Annotated in this window: 11 protein-coding genes; 5 read left to right on the forward strand and 6 right to left on the reverse strand. The window is 76.9% G+C overall.

Annotated features, from left to right (window positions below; translation table 11 throughout):
* Nucleotides 1-48 precede the first annotated feature (48 nt).
* From trmB to IE329_RS17390, 4 genes are all read right to left on the reverse strand, one after another.
* Nucleotides 49-879: a tRNA (guanosine(46)-N7)-methyltransferase TrmB gene (gene trmB, locus IE329_RS17375; protein WP_073925632.1), complete on the reverse strand. Its 831-nt coding sequence runs from the start codon at nucleotides 877-879 to the stop codon at nucleotides 49-51.
* A gap of 104 nt (nucleotides 880-983) precedes the next feature.
* Nucleotides 984-2,219, reverse strand: coding sequence for an L-2-hydroxyglutarate oxidase (gene lhgO / locus IE329_RS17380; RefSeq protein WP_190211793.1), 1,236 nt, complete (start codon nucleotides 2,217-2,219; stop codon nucleotides 984-986).
* 167 nt (nucleotides 2,220-2,386) lie between these two features.
* Entirely contained in the window at nucleotides 2,387-4,024 is a 1,638-nt protein-coding gene (locus tag IE329_RS17385; RefSeq protein ID WP_190211794.1) for a TROVE domain-containing protein, read from the reverse strand.
* A 631-nt stretch (nucleotides 4,025-4,655) separates the two neighbouring features.
* Complete coding sequence (locus IE329_RS17390) at nucleotides 4,656-6,083, reverse strand: MFS transporter (protein ID WP_190211795.1); 1,428 nt, start codon at nucleotides 6,081-6,083, stop codon at nucleotides 4,656-4,658.
* An 812-nt stretch (nucleotides 6,084-6,895) separates the two neighbouring features.
* Between IE329_RS17390 and IE329_RS17395 the strand changes: the two genes are divergently transcribed.
* From IE329_RS17395 to IE329_RS17405, 3 genes are all read left to right on the forward strand, one after another.
* Nucleotides 6,896-9,148 carry an asparagine synthase-related protein gene (locus IE329_RS17395; protein WP_190211796.1) on the forward strand — a complete coding sequence of 751 codons (2,253 nt, stop codon included), beginning with the start codon at nucleotides 6,896-6,898 and terminating at the stop codon, nucleotides 9,146-9,148.
* 71 nt (nucleotides 9,149-9,219) lie between these two features.
* Entirely contained in the window at nucleotides 9,220-9,732 is a 513-nt protein-coding gene (locus IE329_RS17400; protein WP_190211797.1) for a universal stress protein, read from the forward strand.
* A gap of 148 nt (nucleotides 9,733-9,880) precedes the next feature.
* Nucleotides 9,881-10,573, forward strand: a complete 693-nt coding sequence (locus IE329_RS17405) for a DsbA family oxidoreductase (protein WP_190211798.1) — start codon at nucleotides 9,881-9,883, stop codon at nucleotides 10,571-10,573.
* A gap of 48 nt (nucleotides 10,574-10,621) precedes the next feature.
* Here the strand turns inward: IE329_RS17405 and IE329_RS41535 are convergent, their stop codons facing one another.
* Complete coding sequence (locus IE329_RS41535) at nucleotides 10,622-12,862, reverse strand: sigma-70 family RNA polymerase sigma factor (RefSeq protein WP_268257288.1); 2,241 nt, start codon at nucleotides 12,860-12,862, stop codon at nucleotides 10,622-10,624.
* Nucleotides 12,863-13,171: 309 nt separating this feature from the next.
* Entirely contained in the window at nucleotides 13,172-14,209 is a 1,038-nt protein-coding gene (locus tag IE329_RS17415; protein ID WP_308438378.1) for a helix-turn-helix domain-containing protein, read from the reverse strand.
* 482 nt (nucleotides 14,210-14,691) lie between these two features.
* Here IE329_RS17415 and IE329_RS17420 point away from each other — a divergent pair, with 482 nt between their 5' ends.
* Both IE329_RS17420 and IE329_RS17425 read left to right on the forward strand, forming a co-directional pair.
* On the forward strand, nucleotides 14,692-16,020 hold the full coding sequence (locus IE329_RS17420; RefSeq protein WP_229927519.1) for an NAD(P)/FAD-dependent oxidoreductase: 1,329 nt from the start codon (nucleotides 14,692-14,694) through the stop codon (nucleotides 16,018-16,020).
* Between the two features lie 218 nt (nucleotides 16,021-16,238).
* The gene (locus IE329_RS17425; protein WP_308438380.1) at nucleotides 16,239-17,558 is read left to right on the forward strand and encodes a PP2C family protein-serine/threonine phosphatase; all 1,320 of its coding nucleotides are present in this window, start codon (nucleotides 16,239-16,241) and stop codon (nucleotides 17,556-17,558) included.
* The last annotated feature ends 403 nt before the right edge of the window (nucleotides 17,559-17,961 follow it).

Here is a 17,961-nt window from a genome sequence, read left to right on the forward strand (position 1 = left end):
AATAGGCACCTGAACGATCACCCATGGTGACCAGGTGGCCGGGTTCGTTCAGCGGCGGCGGAACAGCAGGTCGTGCACCACGTGCCCCTTGGCGATGCCGGCCCGCTCGAACTTCGTCACCGGCCGCCAGTCGGGCCGCGGCGCGTAGCCGGGCACGCTGCCGGCCGGGTGCTCGGACGGCTCCAGCCAGCCCGTGCCGTCACCCTCCGGGTGCAGGTTCTCCAGCTCGGGGGAGGCGGAGAGCACCGCCAGCATCTGCTCGGCGTACGGCTCCCAGTCGGTCGCGCAGTGCACCAGCGCGCCGGGGGCGAGCCGGGGCAGCACGAGGTCCAGGAAGGACGGCTGGACCAGCCTGCGCTTGTGGTGCTTCGGCTTCGGCCACGGGTCGGCGAAGTAGACCCGCAGCCCGGCCAGCGAGGCGTCGGGGAGCATGTCGCGCAGCAGGATCACCGCGTCGCCGGCGGCCGGCCGCACGTTGGTCGAGCCGGCCCGCTCCAGCAGCTGCAGCAGGTTGCCGTGCCCCGGGGTGTGCACATCGGCGGCGAGGATGCCCGTCCCCGGGTCGGCGGCGGCCATCGCGGCCGTCGTCTCGCCCATGCCGAAGCCGATCTCCAGGGTCACCGGCAGGCCGCCGAAGAGCTCGGGCAGCGACAGCGGGCTGCCGTCGATCGCGATCCCGTACTGCTCCCAGCCCCGGTCCAGCGCACCGGCCTGGGCGTTGGTCATCCGGCCCCGGCGCGGTTGGAAGCTGCGGATCCGCCGCTCGCTGTGCTGGGCCTCGGTGGCCCGGTGCGGGTACATCGGCGCGGGGTACCCCGCCGGTGCGGCGGAGAGCCGGACGGAGGGGGAGGGCTGGGGGATGGGAGCGGTGGCAGTCACAATCGGCCAAGTCTAAGGGGCGCCGCGGGGGCCCGGGCCGGGCCCGGGCGGGGTGTGACGCAGCTCCCGTCGGGCCGGCGTCCGCGGCCCCGCCCGGCCGGGGCTCAGCCGCCCGCCGCCAGGGCCGCCAGGGTCCGCCGGGCCACCTCCCGGCCGATCGGCAGCGAGGCGGTCGCGGCCGGCGAGGGGGCGTTCAGCACGTGCACCAGGCGGCGGGTGGAGCGCGGGTCGTCCGGGTCGAAGCCGGCGAACGCGAAGTCGTCCAGCAGCGAGCCGTCCCTGGCCACCGCCTGCGCCCGGACCCCGGCGGCGGCCGGCACCAGGTCGGCCTCGGCCACGGCGGGCAGCAGCCGGCGGACGGCGGCGGTGAAGGCCCGCTTGGACAGCGAGCGGCGCAGCTCGCCGGCCTCCTGGCGCCAGTGCCGGCGGGCGATCCGCCAGGCGCCGGGGAAGGCCAGCGTCCCGGCCAGCTCGCGGGGGCGGACGGTGCGCCAGTCGTAGCCCTCGCGGGCCAGGGCCGGCACCGCGTTCGGGCCGACGTGCACCTCGCCGTGGACACCCCGGGTGAGGTGCACGCCGAGGAAGGGGAAGGCCGGGTCGGGCACCGGGTAGACCAGGCCCCGTACCAGGGACCGGCGCTCCGGGGCCAGCTCGTAGTACTCGCCGCGGAACGGCACGATCCGTACCCCCGGGTCGTCCCCGGCCAGCCGGGCCACCCGGTCGCTGTGCAGGCCCGCGCAGTTCACCAGGACGGCGCAGCGCAGCTCCCCGGCGGAGGTCTGCACGGTCACCCCGTCCGTCCGGCGGGCCACCGCCCGCAGCTCGGTGCCGGTCAGCAGGGCCGCCCCGGCCTCCCCGGCCAGCCGGGCGTAGCCGCGGGCGACCGCGGGGAAGTCGCAGACGCCGGTGGTGGCCACGTGCAGCGCGGCCGTCCCGGCCACCTCCGGCTCGTGGTCGGCGATCTGCGCCGGACCCAGCTCGGTGACCGGGATGCCGTTCTCCCGCCCGCGGGCGGCCAGGGCGTGCAGCCGGGGCAGTTCGGCCCGGTCGGTGGCGACGATCAGCTTGCCGGTCACCTCGTACGGGACACCCTGCTCGCGGCAGAACTCCACCGTCTCGGCGGCGCCCCCGACCGCGTACCCGGCCTTGAGCGAGCCGGGCCGGTAGTAGACCCCGCTGTGGATCACCCCGCTGTTGCGGCCGCTCTGGTGGGCGGCGAAGCCGTCCTCCTTCTCCAGCACGCCGAGCCGCAGCCCCGGCCGGGCCAGGGTGAGCGCGTACGCGGTGGAGAGGCCGACGATGCCGCCGCCCACCACCAGCACGTCGAAGTCGTACCGCACCGCCGCTCCTTCGTCGCCCGGCACCGCCCGCCGCCGATGCTGCCACGGTGGGCGGCGCGGGTCGAGGGCGGGCGCGGGTCGGGGACGGCACGGGTCGGGGGCGGCGCGGGTTGGGGGCGGCGCGGCCGGCGCGACGGCGAGGGTGCCCAGGCCGTGCCCGACCCGGCCTAGCCGCGCCGCTGCGCCTCCCACGGCCAGCCGGCGTCCACGCCGGCCTCCAGCAGCGGGATCAGCCCGAAGGCCGCGTCGGTCAGGCCGCCGAAGGTGTGCCGGTTCGCGCTGCCGGAGGTGGTGGCACCGGCCCGGTAGCCGGCCATGTTCCACATGTAGACCGGGACGTCGGCCGGGACCAGGTCGTCGATCCGGGTCTCGGGCATGCCGCCCCAGTGCCCGTGGCAGTTGGACGGCAGCCAGCCCGCCCGGGTCTGCTCGTCGGTCACCACGACCACCCGGTCGTGCCCCGCGAAGTGCCGCTTCACGGCGGACGGGATGTCGGTGCCCTCGATCTCCCCGAACCTCTCGATCAGCCGCAGCACGCTGCCGCCCCGGGGGACGGGCAGCACCTCGCTGCGCATGCCGAACTGCACCAGCGTCGGCGCCTCGGCCCGCAGGGCCAGCGCCGCCCCGAAGACGGCGGCCTGCTCGGCCAGCGGGATGTCCGACCTGTTGGGCGTGGAATAGCCGTAGCCCGGGAACATCGACGGCGAGCGGTCGACCAGGATCAGCGTCCGGCCCGGCAGCGCCGGGACGTTGGCCAGCGACAGCGCGAGCGCCTTCTCCAGCGCCTCGGCCCAGCGCAGGGACGGCGCGTGCTTGTACGCCGCCCAGTAGCGGAACGGGAACTGCTTCGAGCGGGCCACCTCGCCCTTGTCGCGGATCCGCGCGGCCACCGTGGCCGCGACCTCGTCCGAGACGCCCGCCCGGTCGAAGTTGCGCAGGTTCCGGACCAGTGCCATCGGGCCCATCGACGGGACGACCGCCTCCCAGACGGCCGCGTCCGGCGGGCCCTGCAGCCAGCCGGCCAGCGCCTCCCAGGTCACGCCCGCGGCGGCGAGCCGCTCGGCACCGCCCTGGGCCCTCACGGCGGCCCGGCGCTCGGCGACCGGCAGTGCCAGCAGCTCGCGGTTGGCGGTCAGCAGCCGGTCGGCGGCCGGCGGCACGGCGTCCTCGGGGTGGTGGCGGCGGTCCAGCGCGTACGTGAACAGGGCGCCCTGCCACGGCTTGGCCGGGTCCGGCGAGGGGTGGGTCAGCTCCAGCACGTCGCCGAAGCGGAACCCCTTCGAGGCGGTGTCGTACTTCAGCAGCGCCCGGCCGTCGTAGAGCCGGCGCACGGCGTCGGCGACGCCGCGCTTCAGCGGCTTCGGCAGGGCCCGGCCGTACTTCGAGGTCCAGTACGCGAGCAGCTCGCCGGGCTCGTCCGCGCGCTGCAGCACCGCGTCGACCACCTGGCGGGAGAAGCCGGGGGCCCCGGCGTCCAGCCGGGCCCGGGTGAACTCGGCGGCGCCGACCAGCGCGGCGGTGCGCAGCCGGGCGCCGTACCGCAGCCAGCGGAGCAGGCCCAGGGTCCACTCCGGGTCGGCGACGGCGAGCCGGCGGACCAGCGCGGTGTAGCGGTCGTCGCGCTCGCCGCCCTTCTCGTAGAAGGTGTCGACCCCCACCAGGTTGGCCACCGCCAGCAGGAAGAGCTCGGACTTCTCGTCCCGGAGGAACCCGGTGCCGCCCTCGTGGTTGACGGCCGGCCGGCCGGTGGTGGTCACCGGCGACACGGGTGCGGGCCGGGCCCGGCGGACGTTGAAGCGCGACATGGTGGAGCCCCCTGCTGACTGGCGAAGACGGGGGGAGGCATGGCGAAGCGGGGGTGCCCGAGATCGAAGTGGCGGCGGTCGGTGAGACATCCGCTTCGACGCACCCCGCCGGGGGTGCTCCACGAAGTAACCGCTGCCCGCGCACCGGGCACCCCGGCGCTGTGCCTCCCGAGATCGAGGTGGCGGTGGTGTCGCGGGCTCGAACCGCAGCGCCCGAGGGCGCACTACCAAGAAGTAACCACTGCCGGTGCACCGGGAGGTGCGGAACTGCTCTTCAGATGTGTGTCCGGAGATCAGAAGCGGCTGAGGTGACAAGCTGCTCTACCGACTGAGCTACACCGACCTGAAGCCGGTGACGGGACTCGAACCCGCGACCTGCCCATTACGAGTGGAAGTAACCTCCGCCTACGCACCCGGACAGGGGAGACGATAGCCAGCCGCCGTTCGCACCCGCATCCGAATTACCGCGTCCCCGGCCGTGGCGGAATTCGCCCGCGACGGCCTTCCGGCACCTGTTCGCCCACGACCCGGCGACGGTTTCCCCGCATTCCCCGCCCGTGTCCGTGACCGGCCGGGGGACCCGGTGGCCCGTGACCGGCCGGGGACCCGGGACCGGCCCGGGCCTTCGTCCTCAGGCCGGGGCCACCAGCATCGCCCGCGCCCGCTCGGTCAGTTCCCGCACCCGCCGCTCGCCCTTGAAGGGCTCCAGCCGGCCCAGCATCTCGACCACGTACTCGCGGCTGCGCTGGGAGGAGATCCGGCCGGCCACGTCGACCGCGCGCTCGCCGGCCGCCACCGCCGCCTCCAGGTCGCCCGCCTCGGCCTCGGCCATCGCGGAGACCACCAGCCGCAGCCCGTGCGAGCGGACGAACCCCTCGGTGGGCCTGGCCAGCGCCTCCCGGGTGAACTGGCGGACCTTGGCCGGCACGCCCAGGTCGCGGAAGCACTCGGCGGCGTCCGCGGCCAGCCGGTCGTAGGCGTAGAAGTCGATCCACGCCGGATCGCAGTCCCCGGCGCGCGCCCGTTCCAACGCGCTCTCCGCCGCGCCGAGCGCCGTCGCACACGCCGCCGCATTGCGGGCCTTCGCCTGGGCGCGTGCCTCCACCAGGTGGAAGAAGCTCATCGTCCGGGCCGTGGCCAGCCCCCGGTTGCGCTCCAACGCCGCCTGCGCGAGGTCCACCGCCTCCTCGGCGAAGCCCCGGTAGCCCGCCTGGAGGCTCATCGAGGCCAGCACGTACCCGCCGAGCGGCACGTCGGCCGCCGCCCGGGCCAGGCGCAGCGCCTGGATGTAGTACCGCTGGGCCGCCTCGTGCTGGCCGGTGTCGAAGGCCATCCATCCGGCCAGCCTGGTCAGTTCGGCCGTCGCGCCGAACAGCGCCCGGCCCACCGCGTCGCTGTACGAGGCCAGCAGCAGCGGCGCGGCCTCGACCCGCAGGCACTCCGGCACCATCGACGAACGCCAGTCCCCGCCGCCGTACTTGGAGTCCCAGCGGCGGGCCTCCTGGGCCGCCTCGCGGAGCTTCAGCGCGTCCGAGTGGCCGACCCGGTAGGAGGCGAGGTCGGCGGTGCTGGGCGGCGCCTCGCGGGCCACCGAGCCGTCCGCGGGGGTGATCAGCCAGCGCGAGACCGGCGTCGCGTACGCCGAGACCGAGAAGGTGCCCGCCAGGCTGTCGCTCCAGCGGCCGCCGCCGGGACCGCGCCGCAGGTCCAGGTCGACCCGCCACAGATCGGTCGCCGACCGGACCGCCTCCGACACCTCGCGCGGGAAGGCCAGGCCGAGTTCGGGGGTGGGGTCGGTGTCGCCGAGGCCGATCTCCTCCAGCGGGACGGGCCGGCCGAGCTTGCCGCCGATGGCGGTCGCGATCAGGTGCGGCACCGGGCCCTGCGGCACCATGCCCTTGCTGACCCAGCGGGCCACCGAGGTCTTGTCGTAGCGAAGCGTCAACCCCCGTTGCGCGCCGAGGTCGTTGACCCGACGGGCCAGGCCGGCGTTGCTGATCTGGGCGAGGGTCAGGAGCGTGCCGAGCCGTTCGTTCGGTCCACGTGGGCTGACGGTCATGGTGGCGGCGGCACCCCCTGCGACGTTTGTGCGCGGTGCCCGGTGCTGCGCCGGGCCGATCCTGCTGCACCTAGAGTAGTCGGACGCGTTCCGAGGGTTAAGGGCAAGCATTCCGGATGGCGGGAACGCGCACCCGTCGCGACGGGTGCGCGGCGGCCCGGCGGGGCCCGCGCCTCCGTTTGTGTGCGCGCCGGAGCGTTGTGCTCCGGTCGTGTGCCGATGTGCGCCCGGCCGTGCCCCCTGGCCCGATGGCCAGGTCGGCGATTCGCTGGTGCCGTGGGTCGACCCGCCGCCGAGGACCCGGCGGGTCGGGGGAGCCGTCGCCTTCATCCCCGCGGGCGGCGGATCAGTCCGGGAGGGCATGCGGATGCCCTCCCGGGCCTTGCGACGCCTTTCGGCCATCTCGCGATGGCCATGACAGGGCGTCGCGACCGGCGGTCCGGGCCGTGGAGGGGAAGGCCCGGCCGCGCGGCCGCCGGTCCGCCCGCGCGGGCGGACCGCCCCCGGGGAGCGCCCGCCGGCCGACCGGCCGTGGTCGAACGGCCGGTCCCGGCCCGCCCGGTGGCCCCGGGGTGAACGTCCCCGCCCGTGCGCCACGCGAATTGACAGCCGCAACACCGGTCCCCGAGCGGACGACCGGTGGCACGATGGCTCCTGACGGTGCGCCGGGCCGGCCACCGCGCGTCGGGCCGTGCGCCCGCGCGGTGGCCGGTCCTCGGCGGTCCGGGCCCGGCGCAGCCGAGGCACGGACCCGGTCCGGACGGACCGACGGGCGCGCCGCCGCGATGGGTTCCTCGTCCGGTGGAGGCGCGATGCGGTGGCTGACGGGCTGGAGCGGGACTGCGCCCGGGGCGGGCGCGCCGGGCAACGAGGCCCTGGGCGCGGTCCGCCCGATCGCCGCCCGCACCCTCTGGACGGGCGCCAACCCCCTCTGGGCGGTGGGCGACTGGCGGCCCGAGGAGATCCGGCTGGTCACCCTCCGCCCGGGCGCCCCGGCCGTGGTCAGCACCGGCGCCCCGCCGCCCGACCCGGTCGCGGACACCCCCGCCACCACCCGGCTCGCCGTCCTCGGCCACTGCGGGGCCTCCGACGCGGAACTCGCCGCCGGCCTGGCCGCCGCGCGCGGCGGCGCCGTCCGCCACCTCAGCACCTGGCCCGGCAGCTACACCGTGGTGCTGCGCACCGGCACCCGCAGCACCCTGCTGCTGGCCGACCTGGCCGGCGCCCTCCCGGTCTTCCACACGCCCTGGTGCGGTGGCACCGCCTACGCCACCGCGGCACTGCCGCTCGCCGACCTGGTCGGCGCCCCGGTCGACGCCGGGCACCTGGCCGCCCGGCTGGCCTGTCCGGAGTCCCCCGAGGCGCTCGGCACCGGCACCCCCTACCTCGGCGTCCAGCGGGTGCCGCCCGGGTACGTGCTGGCCGTCCGCGGCGGCCGTCCGTACACCGCGTCGTACGACGAGCCCGCGGGCGGCCCGCCGTCGCGGGGGGAGGCACCGGCGGTCCGTGAACTCACCCGCGCCCTGCTGGAGGCCGTGCGCTCCCGGGTGCGCCCGTCCGCCCCGGGCTCGCCGCCGGCCCCGTCGGCCGGTGCCGGGCCGGTGCCGGAGCGCCCGAGGCTCGGCGCCGACCTCTCGTACGGGACCGCCTCGGCCACCGTCGCGCTGCTCGCCGCCGCCGTGCCGCCCGGGCCCGCGCCGTCGGTGGCCGGTGCGGGCCCGCAGGCCGTCCCGTCGGCTCCGGCCCGGGCCGGTGCGGCGGGCCGGCCGGTGCCCGGCCCGCGGTCCGAGGCCGGCGAGCGGGCCAGGTCGGGGGCGACCAAGGGCTCCTGGGCGCGCCCGCCGGGGGACGGCCCGTCCGAGCCGGAGCCGCTGGCGGCCGTCACCTTCGGCGAGCCGGACGGCCCCGCCGTCCCGGGCGGGAGCGCCGTCCTGCTGCCCGGCACCCCGAGGCTGCGGCACACCGTGCTGGCGGTGACCCCGCGCACCTTCCCGTTCGCCGGGGCGGGTGCCGACCCGTTGGCCGGCCGGCTGACCGACGAGCCCGGCCCCGGCCTGGTCTCCGCGGCCCGTGACGAGGCCAGGTTCGCGGCCGGCGGGACGGACCACCTCACCGGCTACGGCGCCCGGCAGGTCCTGGACGGCCATCCGGCCCGGCTGGCCGACCTGATCCGGGCCGGCCGCCCGCGCGAACTGCTGCCCCCGGTCGCCGCGCTGGCCGGGGCGGACCGCGCGGTGGCGGGGGTGCTGGCCGGCGCCGTCCGCACACCCGTGACGGTGCTGCGGGCCGCCCACCGGCTGTCCCGGATCCGGTACGCCGACGCGCTGGACGACGCCGCCGTGCGGCTCATCGCGCGGCGCGGCGGGGGAGCCGCGACCACGGCCGGCGCGGGGACGGCGGGCGGACTGTCCTGGTGCGTCCCCGGCCCGGCCGCCCGCTGGCTCTCCGACGAGGCGCTCTCCGCCGTCGCGCTGCGGCTGCGGCTGGCCGCCCGCGGGCCCGCCCCCGCCGAGCACCCCGGCGCCCGGCGGGCCCGCCAGGCCCTGTACCGGCACGCCGCCGCGTACCGGACCCTGCTGCAGGCCGCCGAGCAGCCCGGCCAGCGGCTGCACGCGCCCTTCCTGGACAACCAGGTGGTGCGGGCGGCCCGGCTGCTGCCCGACGAGGTCCGGCTGCAGCCCGGCGCCCGGCACACCCTGCTGCACGCGGTGCTGGCCGGCGCCGGCCGCACCGACCTGCCCGCGGACTGGGGACGGGGCGTGCGTCCCGACACCGGCGGCCCGGCCCGGACCGGCCTGCGGCTGGCGGCGGACGGGATGGCGGAGCTGTTCGACCGGCCGCTGCTCGCCGAGGCCGGGCTGATCGACCTGGCGGCCGTCCGGCAGAGCCTGCGCCTGGCGGCCGGCCCGGGCGCCGCGCCGACGCCCGAGACGCTGGCCGGGATCGCCGAGCTGGTCTCCACCGAACTCTGGCTGCGCCGGGTCCGGGCCCGCCGGCACGGCTCCTGCTGGACGGGCCTGCCGCTCGCCGAACGCGCCGCGCTCCCGGCGGCGCGCTTCGCCTGATCCCGCCCGGTGGGGCGGGATCATGGCGGGAGGTGCCCCCAGCCGTTCTCGCAGCCGTTCTTGGAGCCAAGGTGACCAGCCCGGACCAGCCCACGCCCGTCCTGACGGTGACCGGCGGACCGCCCGCCGCCGGCCCGTCCGGAGTGCTGGCCGCCTGCGACGGCTCGGACGGCTCGCTGTGGGCGCTGGAGCGGGCGATGACCGAGGCCGAGCTGTTCCGGCTGCCGCTGCACGTGCTGGCCGTGGTCAACCCCTCCCCGGTCGGCTACCCGCCGGGGATGGCGGAGCTGGTGCGGGAGAGCGTCGAGCAGCTGGTCGAGAGCATGGCGGACGGCCTGCGGCGCTCGGTGGCCTCGGTGCAGCGGGCCCGCTCCCGCCCGTACGAGGGGGAGCTGACGCTGCACGTGGTGCTGGGCAACGTGATCGAGGTGCTGCTGGCGGCCGCCGTCAGCCAGCACACGCTGGTGGTCGGCACCCGGGGCAACGGCGGGTTCAACCGGCTGCTGCTGGGCTCGGTGAGCACGGCGGCGGTGCACCACGCGGCCTGCCCGGTGCTGGTCGTCCCGCCGCCGCCGGCGCGCTGACCAGCCGGTTCCCGTTCCGGGGCGGGCGCCCCGCCCGGACCGCCGGGCGGGGCGTGACGCTCGTCGCCACCGGCCCGGCGGGGGAATGCCCCGGGGATGGTTGACCGTTCACCTGTCGAACCGTCCCCGAACCCAGGAGCCCGTCGTCATGAAGGTCGAGATTTACTCCGACATCGCCTGCCCGTGGTGCTACATCGGGAAGCGCCGCTTCGAGCAGGCCCTGGCCGGCTTCGAGGGCCGGGCCGGCGTCGAGGTGGTCTACCGGCCGTACCAGCTCGTCCCGGACGCGCCCGAGGCGGCGACCCCGCACCGGGCCTGGCTGGCCGAGCGCTACGGGCCGCAGTCGGTCGCGATGGACGCCCGGGTGACCGAACTGGGCCGGGCGGAGGGCATCACCTACGACTTCGACACCGCCCTGCACACCAACACCTTCCTGGGGCACCGGCTGCTGCACCTCGCCCTGGCCGAGTACGGCGCCGAGGTCCAGGGCGCGCTCAAGGAGGGCCTGCTGAAGGCCCACTTCAGCGACGGCGCGGACATCGGCGACCGGGCCCGGCTCACCGAGATCGCGGTGGCCGCCGGCCTCGACGGCGAGCGGGTGGCCGGCTACCTGGCCGGCGAGGAGGGCGTCGAGGAGGTCCGGGCCCAGCTCGCCGAGGCCCGGGAGCTCGGCATCAGCGCCGTGCCGACCTTCGTCTTCGAGGGCAAGTGGGCCGTCCAGGGCGGCCAGGAGGCCGAGACCTTCCGCAAGGTCCTGGAGCAGGTGGCGGCCGAGACCTCCGCCCTGGTCCAGGCGGCGCCCGACGCCGACTCCTGCGCGGACGGCGCCTGCGCGGTCTGACCGCCGCACCCGGGGGCCGGCCGGCGCGACACCCGCGCCGGCCGGCCCTCAGTCGCAGCTGAAGCGGGCCTGCGCCCAGTCCCCGACCACGGTGCCCGCCCAGGGGCCGCGCAGCGGGGTGACCGTCAGCCGGACGGAGCCGAGCCCCGCCAGCGGGACGTGCACCGGCACCGGCGGGTCCCCGGCGCGCAGCTGCGGGGACGTCCACAGCGCCGTGCCGTCCTCGCCGAGCACGGAGAAGACCGCGCGGGCACCCGGCAGGGTGAGGTCGTCCAGGCCGGCCACCGCGTCGAAGGACCGGCAGGAGCGGTTCAGGTCCACCGTCGTGCCGCTCGGCGCGGGCACCGAGAGGCCGTGCCGGTAGCGCTTGTCCCCGATCCGCACGGCGTCCCGCTGCCAGACCCAGCCGCCGCCGCGCCGCAGGCTCGGCCCGGCGGGCGGCACCCGGTTGCCACCGGGGTTGTAGAACGGGAGGGCGTCCGCCCAGAAGTCGCGGGCCGGCGCCGGCGGGGTCGGCGGGGTGACCACCGGGGACGGCAGCGGTTCCGGCGAGGGCGGGGCGGGCGCCGGCTCCGGAGCCGGCGGGGCGGGCGGCGGCGTCACCGCGACCGGGGTGGGTGACGGCGGGGGCGGGGGCGCGGGGGTGCGTGAGGGCGCCGGGGTGCGGACCGGCGCGGGCTTCGGCGTGGGGGAGGGGCTCGGCGCGGGGGCCGGTTCGGGTTCCGGCTCGGCGGCCGGCTGCGGCGCCGGGCTCGGCGCGGGCGGGGCCGGCACCGGCGGCGGGACGACGGCGGGGGAGGAGACCGGCGCGGCGGCCGCCGCCGGGGGCGCCACCGGGTCGGGTGCGCCGGTCAGCGCGTACGCGGCGACGGCGGCGGCCAGCGCCGCGACCGTGGCGGCGATCCCGGCCTTGGCCGCCAGGCCCAGGCCCGGGGCCACCACGCCACCGCCGGCGGTGCCGCCCGCGCCACCACCTGCTGCTGCGCCGCCGGTTGCCGCGCCGCCACCGGCCGCCGCGCCGGTCGTGGTGCCGCCGCCCGCCGCGACGGCGGCGGTGCCCACCGCGGCGCCGCCGGCCACCGCCCCGGCGCCCGCGGCGGCCGCGGCCGCGCCGAACCCGCCCACGCCGACCCAGACCAGCACGCCGCCGGGCAGCAGCGCCCGCAGGCCGTGGTTGATCTCGGAGAGCTCCAGGTAGGCCGCCGTGCAGCGGTCGCACTCCTTGAGGTGCCGGCCGACCTCCGCCGAGGCCCGCTTGCGCAGCGAACCGCGGGCGTACGCGCCGAGCCGGTTCGCGTACGCCTCGCACCCCTGCGCCTGGCTGCCGGAGACGTGGGCCTGCAGGAACGCGGCGGCGAGCCGGTCCCGGGCCCGGTGCGCCTGCACGGCGGTGGCGTTGGCGGTCTTGCCGAGCATCACCGCCACGGTCTTCGGCGACTCCCGTTCGACCTCGGTGTGCCAGAGCACCACCCGGTCGTCCTCGGGCAGTTCCACGAAGGCCTGCATCACCATCCGCCGGTCGGCCAGCGCCATCGCCCAGGCGTCCGCGCCGGGGTCGGCCAGGTCCAGGTCCTGGCCGGCCGCCGTGGACCGCGCGAAGGTGGTGAAGTCGTCGACCAGTTGCTCGCGCCGCTCGGTCCGGCCCCAGGCGGCCGCGACGTTGCGCACAGCCGTCAGCAGGTACGCGCGGACGGCGAACTCCGGCCCCTTGCCCGCCCGCAGCGCCTGGAGGGTCCGGGCGAAGACCTCGCCCGCGAGGTCCTCGGCGGTGAAGCTGTCCCGGCAGCAGGTCCGCGCGTAGCGACGGACCGACTCGGCGTGCCGGCGGTAGATCTCCTCGTACGCACCGTCGTCGCCGGCCCGCACGAGTGCGGTCAACTCGGCGTCGGAGGGCGGCCGCTCACCGTCCACCGGGTCGGCCGGGGCGGGCACGGTGGGCCGGCCCGTCCGGGCCGGGGCCTCCTCGGTGACGAAGGCGGCCGGGCTGACGCTGCCCTGGCCGGCGCCGGCCTGCCCGGGCACCCGGCCCAGCGCGGCGGGCGGTCCGGCCAGCGACTCACGGCGCGGGGCGCCGGCCTGATCGGGTACCTGGGCGGGCAGTTGGACCGGTCCGTGGCCGGCGCCGGGCCCGGGCGGCCGGCCGCCCGAGGCGGGCGCGGCGTCCGAGCCGGGCAACTGCTCCGGCGACCGTTCGGCCCCGGCGGCCGGGCCGTCCGCCGGGCCCCCGGGCCCGCCGGAGCGGCCGAAGTCCAGGCCGTAGCTGAAGTCGTTCTGTTCCTCGGCGCTCACAGCGGCCCCCGGATTGCATGACGGCCCCCGGACCGTGACTGGGCATCCCGGGGAGCGGGGGCGCTCGGCACCCGTCCACCCGGCGCCGACGGCGCGCGAACGGCGCGCATCGGGACATTGGCTCCAACCACGGCCAAAGGATGGCATAGCGCGGAGAACTGCGGTAGCCGGGCCGCCCCGGACCCACTCTTCCGAGCGGACGTCAGGAACGCACCCGGCCCGGCCGGTCCGCCGCGACGGGCCGCCCGCGGGCGGCCCTCCCACCGGCAACTCCCGTCCACGGCAGGGAAAAGCGCCGGACCGGCCGGGTCAGCGCGCGCGCAGCCCGTCCAGCAGCAGCTCCAGCAGCCGGGCGGCCGGGCCGTAGTGGGGTTGACCCTCGGTCGTCCGGCCCTCCGTCGTCCGGCCTTCCGCAGCCCAGCCCCCGACGCCGCCGTCCTCGGCCGAGCGGCCGTCCGCCTGCTGCGCGGCGCCGCGGCCGGTACGCACCGGAACCGACGCGGTCAGCACCAGCACCACGTCGGAGACCGTGACACCCGGCCGCAGCTCGCCGGCCGCACCCGCGCGCGCCACCAGCGCGGCGAGCAGCTGGAGCAGCAGCCGGGGGTCGGCGTCGGGCACGCCCGGCGCGGTGCCGGACATCAGCTGGTACTGGTCGCCGCCCCTCGGCCGGCCGGGCCAGGGCTCGCTGCCGCGCTGGCCCGGCACCCGGCCGAGCTCCTCCGCGTACCGGAAGGCCTCCGGCGGCAGCAGCCGGCCCGCGCCGGTGCCCACCGCCCGCGCCAGGTACTCGGCCAGCGACTCCCACGGGCCGGCGCCGCTGTAGAGCGACTCCCGGGCCTGCGCGGTCAGCCAGGCGACCTCCTCGGAGGCGATCCGCTGGACCAGCACCTCCTTGCTGGGGAAGCGCCGGTAGACGGTGCCGACGCCGACCCCCGCCCGGCGTGCAACCTCCTCCATCGGGGCGTCGTAGCCGAACTCGCCGAACACCTCGCGGGCCGCCCGCAGCACGCTCTCCAGGTTCCGCCGGGCGTCCACCCGCAGCCGGGTGCCGCCCGGGCGGGTCCCGCGTCCCTCGCCGCCGCCTTCGGGCGTCCGGCCCGCGCCGGACGGGACCCCGGCGGCCACCTCGCCGCCGGCCGGTCCGCGCGGTCCGTCCGGCCCGGAGGCCTCCGGGCGCGACCCGGCCGGCCACGCCGTCTCCTGGCCGGCCGCCCGGTACGCCACGCCCGCGTACCCGGCCTCGTGCGACAGCGGCCGGTCGGCGGCGCCGCGCTGTTCCGGCACCGCGCCCTGGCCCGGGTAGGGCGTGCCCGCCCGGCCCGTCAGTCGATCCTGCTCCATCATCCCAACTCTCCCCCGCAGGCACCCGATCCCGGGCACCTGTCCTCACCCGTCACCGCACCCCCCGGTGCGCCCGGCCCCGGCCGCCGACCACGGCGGGTGGGACCGGATCGTGCGTCTGCGTCCTGTCCGCGGATACCGTCCGGGACTACCTTCCCCGGATCGTCCGCCGGCAGTCGGGTCCCCCGCCGGCGGTTGAAGTGGCCATGATGGCCGCTCCACGGTACGTCGCGCCCGGAGATTCCGGACGGAGCCTGCTCCGACACACAATCCGACCATAGTTCACGGAAGTTCGGGGCCGAAAGTGCACCGAACCCCGCCACTCCCGCACTTCCGGCCCGCTCCCGCCACATCCGCATCAGCGGATCCGGCACGGACTGTGGACAAGAGGGCCCCCGGCAGTGCGTCATGGAGGCGTGAAGCAGGTCACATCGGCAGGGGAAGCGCCCCTCAGGGTTCTGGTCGTCGGCGGCGGCTGCGCCGGCATGTCCGCCGCACTGCGTCTCCAGCGCGGCCTCAGAGACCGGCTCCGGCGCGACGAGGCCCGGATCACCGTGGTCGAACCGCAGCCCTATCTGACCTACCACCCGCTGCTCGCGGAGGTCGCCGCCGGCTCGATCGACCCCCGGCACGTCGTGGTGCCGTTGCGCCGGGTGCTGCCCGACTGCCGCGTGCTCACCGCCCGGATCACCCGGATCGACCACGCCACCCGCCGGGCCTGGGCCGACCCCGCCCAGCACGGCGACCCGGCCGCGCCCGTCGAACTCGCGTACGACGTCCTGGTGGTGGCCCCCGGCTCGGTCTCCCGCACCGCCCCCGTGCCGGGCCTGGCCGAGCACGGCCTCGGCTTCTCCACCGTGGGCGAGGCGGTCGCCCTGCGCAACCACGTCCTCGAACAGCTGGACCTCGCCTCCTCCACCCGCGACCCGGCCCTGCGCCAGGCCGCCCTCACCTTCGTCTTCGTCGGCGCCGGCTACGCCGGGGTCGGCGCACTGGCCGAGCTGGAGGACATGGCCAGGTACGCCGTCCGGAGCTACCACAACGTCGCCCAGGAGGACCTGCGCTGGGTACTGGTCGAAGCCACCGACCGGATCCTCGCCGAGGCCGGCTCGCACGGCAGCGGCGCCGAACTCGCCACCCACACCCTGGCCCAGCTGCGCGACCGCAGCGTCGACGTCCGGCTCGGCACCACCCTGGAGTCCGCCACCGGCGGCCTGATGCTGCTCTCGGACGGCAGCCGGTTCGCCGCCCGCACCCTGGTCTGGACGGCCGGGGTCCGGCCCGCGCCGCTGCTGCGCGCCACCGACCTGCCGCTGGACGCCGAGGGCCGGGTCCGCTGCCTGCCCACCCTCCAGGTGCTCGGGCGGGACGGCCTCCCGCTGCCCGGCGTCTGGGCGGCCGGCGACTGCGCGGCCGTTCCCGACCCGTACGCGGCCGGCGAGCCCTGCGCCCCGAACGCCCAGCACGCCTTCGCCCAGGCCCAGCTGCTGGCCGACAACGTCCTCGCCTCGCTCGCTTCGGCGGACCAGCGCGAGTACCGGCCGGACCTCGCGGGCTGCTCGACCTCGCTGGGGATCGGCCGGGGTGTCGCACAGACCCGGCGCGGCCGCCTGACCGGCCGCCGGGCCTGGCTGCTGCACCGGGTCCGCCAGCTGCGCCGGCTGCCGAGCGCGGACCGCCGGGTGCGGGTGCTGATCGACTGGATGCTGGCCGGAGTGTTCAGCCGGGAGGTCGTCTCGCTCGGGACGGTCGAGCACCCCAGGTCGGAATTCGAGGCGGGTTTTGTGGAGGGGGGTCCGGCCGGGCGTGGCTGAGAGGACGATGCGACTTCCGGAATGGGCCCCGCGCCTGACAGGATCGGCCCGACCGAAGTCATTACCCCGCGTGCCAGTACGCACACAAAAAGTGATGATATGCCTGGAAAACCCGAGGAAGCGGCCGTCGTTTGAACCTCATGCGCTGGAGCGCCCGGCTCACCGGAGCCCCTAGACGTGCCGTGCCCCCGCCCGGCTCCGCCGCGGGGCCCACCGCCGTGACCTCGACCGGACCCTCCAGCGCGCCCGGGGCCGCCGGCCGCGGCACCGTCGCCACCCTGAAGCCGACCCCGCCCGCCGGACCGGCCCCCGACACCGCCGAGCCCCGCAGCGTCCCCGGCCCGCGCGACCCGCTCGCCGCCGGCGGACCGCTCGACCTGCGGGACGTCCACGAGCTCTACGACCTGCGCGAGGTGCTGGACCGCCTCCCCGCCCCGGTCGCCGTCACCCACGGCCCGCGCCACCAGCTCGGCTACGCCAACCGTGCCTACCAGGAGCTCTTCGGCGAGCGCCCGGTCGGCCTGCCCGCCGCCGACGCCCTCCCCGAACTCACCGCCATGGGCGTCATGCCCCTGATGGACCAGGTCATCCGCAGCGGGCGGGACCGCAGCGTCAAGGCCCGCCGCATCCACGGCCCCGGGGGAAACCGCTACTACAACGTCTCCTGCGTCCCGCTCGGCGACGGCCGGTCCACCGCCGAGCGCGACGCCGCACCCACCGGCGTCCTGGTCTTCGCCGCCGAGGTCACCGACCAGGTCCTGGCCGCCACCCGGCTCCGCGAGGCCGAGCGCCGCCAGCGCGAGGCCGCCGTGACCCTGCAGCGGAGCCTGCTGCCGCAGAAGCTCGAACAGCCCGCCGGACTCCGGGTCGCCGCCACCTACCAGCCCGGCGGCGCCGAGGCCGCCGTCGGCGGCGACTGGTACGACGTCATCGGCATCGAGGGCGGCCGGACCGCCCTGGTCATCGGCGACGTCATGGGCCGCGGCCTGCGCGCCGCGGCGGTGATGGGCCAGCTGCGCACCGCCGTCCGCGCCTACGCCCGGCTGGACCTGCCCCCGCACGAGGTGATGTGCCTGCTCGACGGCCTGGCCATGGAGATCGACGCCAACCAGATCGCCACCTGCACCTACGCCGTCTGGGACCCGCAGCCGAGCAGCCTCACCTACGCCTCGGCCGGCCACCTCCCGATCATGCTGCGCTGCCCGGACGGCACCGTCCTGCGCAGTGAGGAGCAGAACGGCCCGCCGCTCGGCACCGGCGGCGGGCTGCACCTCTCCCACACCCTGCGGCTGCTGCCCGGCACCACCGGCGTCCTCTACACGGACGGCCTGGTGGAGCGGCGGGACGAGGACATCGACCAGGGCCTCGACCTGCTGGCCCGCACCCTCGGCGGCCCGGTCGGCACCCCCGACGTGGTCTGCGCCCGCCTCCTCCGGGCGATGGGCGTCACCGCCGAGCACGACGACGACGTCGCGGTGCTCACCTTTCAGCTGCCGGCCGCCCAGACCCCCCTTGACTCTCCCCCCGGAGAGGTCTAGTGTTCTTCGAGCTGCCTGACAGGGAGAAACGGACGCGCGATCCGCACGGACGTTCCCGGGGTGGCCAATCCTCCGAAACACCACTTCAGCAACAGCCCTGGCCCGTGCCTTGTCACGGTCCGGTGCGAATTGCTGTGCCCGGAATTCGAAGGTGGGGCCGGATTCGCTTTTCGGAGCGGGGCTCGGCTAGAGTTTGAGCCGTCGGACGGACCGTCAGGTCGGGCCGGCGAAAGCCTCCTGAAGGCCGGGACGCACGAAAGACTCTGATAGAGTCTGGGAGTGCCGAAAGGCCGAAGGAAAGCAAGGCAGGGAAGCGAAACTCCGGAAAACGGAGCGGAAAACATCTGCTAAGCTGGAAACACGAAAGAACGAAGCGCCCGGAGAGTTCACGAGAGTGGCTCGA

Origin of the sequence: Kitasatospora indigofera (genome assembly GCF_014655955.1) — a bacterium.
GTDB classification, from domain to species: Bacteria; Actinomycetota; Actinomycetes; order Streptomycetales; family Streptomycetaceae; genus Kitasatospora; species Kitasatospora indigofera.

Coding starts and splice junctions, on each gene's coding strand:
- IE329_RS17385 (WP_190211794.1), bottom strand. CDS start 4,024: ATGTCGCGCTTCAACGTCCGCCGGGCCCGGCCCGCACCCGTGTCGCCG.
- IE329_RS17390 (WP_190211795.1), bottom strand. CDS start 6,083: ATGACCGTCAGCCCACGTGGACCGAACGAACGGCTCGGCACGCTCCTG.
- IE329_RS17395 (WP_190211796.1), top strand. CDS start 6,896: ATGCGGTGGCTGACGGGCTGGAGCGGGACTGCGCCCGGGGCGGGCGCG.
- IE329_RS17405 (WP_190211798.1), top strand. CDS start 9,881: ATGAAGGTCGAGATTTACTCCGACATCGCCTGCCCGTGGTGCTACATC.
- IE329_RS17415 (WP_308438378.1), bottom strand. CDS start 14,209: ATGATGGAGCAGGATCGACTGACGGGCCGGGCGGGCACGCCCTACCCG.
- IE329_RS17420 (WP_229927519.1), top strand. CDS start 14,692: ATGTCCGCCGCACTGCGTCTCCAGCGCGGCCTCAGAGACCGGCTCCGG.